Genomic DNA, 638 nt, shown 5'->3' with positions numbered 1-638 from the left:
TCACAATAAACAAGGTATCAGAGCAAATCGCTTCTTGGATGGTATCTTGTGCGATTTCTGCAGTTTTATCGGTACAACCATCACACGCAATTACCACTTTCAGCTTATCCCTTGGGTAGTCCAAACTCGCCAAGTTGCGAATTTTCTCAGCAATCCACTGCTCTTCGTTGTAAGCGGGGATGATGATGGTTACGGAAGGAAGTTTGTTATCACTGGCCGAGGCTTTGTAATGACGCTCTGCAAAGTGTTCGCCTTCGTCGTTAGATTTTGGTTTGAGTGGCAGCCATTTCAGCAGTAACGGATAACCCACATGATGATAGATGATCAAAAACGCAGACAAACCAAAACCAGCAATCCAAATGAGATCATTCATAAGTCGACTCCTTAGCCAAACGAGTGTAGCGACCAACCATGTCACGAATATCGAAATGTTGAAGAATGTAAGCTCGAGGCGAATGGATGTTTGAATCCAATTGTTTAGATAGAGCCTCCGCGAGTGAAAATACGCGGTTAGGTTCTACCAAAGCGCTGCTTTTCGGGCACAGTGTTTCTTTCACGCCGCCAACATCCGTCGCGACGCAAGGGATGTCACACGCTTGCGCTTCGAGTGTTGAAAGCGGAAACCCTTCTTGCAGAGA

2 protein-coding genes are annotated in these 638 nt (G+C 46.1%); both read right to left on the bottom strand.

The window, feature by feature from the left end; all coding sequences use genetic code 11:
- Window positions 1–373 (bottom strand): glycosyltransferase (locus R7Q11_RS27190; protein ID WP_225467110.1); only part of this gene is annotated, 373 nt, incomplete at its 3' end.
- A partial coding sequence (locus R7Q11_RS27185) for a glycosyltransferase (protein WP_225467109.1) occupies window positions 366–638 on the bottom strand: 273 nt, incomplete at its 5' end. The genes R7Q11_RS27185 and R7Q11_RS27190, both read right to left, overlap by 8 nt.

The organism is Vibrio sp. 970, assembly GCF_033339075.1.
Note: the sequence above shows the minus strand (reverse complement) of the source record. Positions and strands in the feature narration are given on the sequence as shown.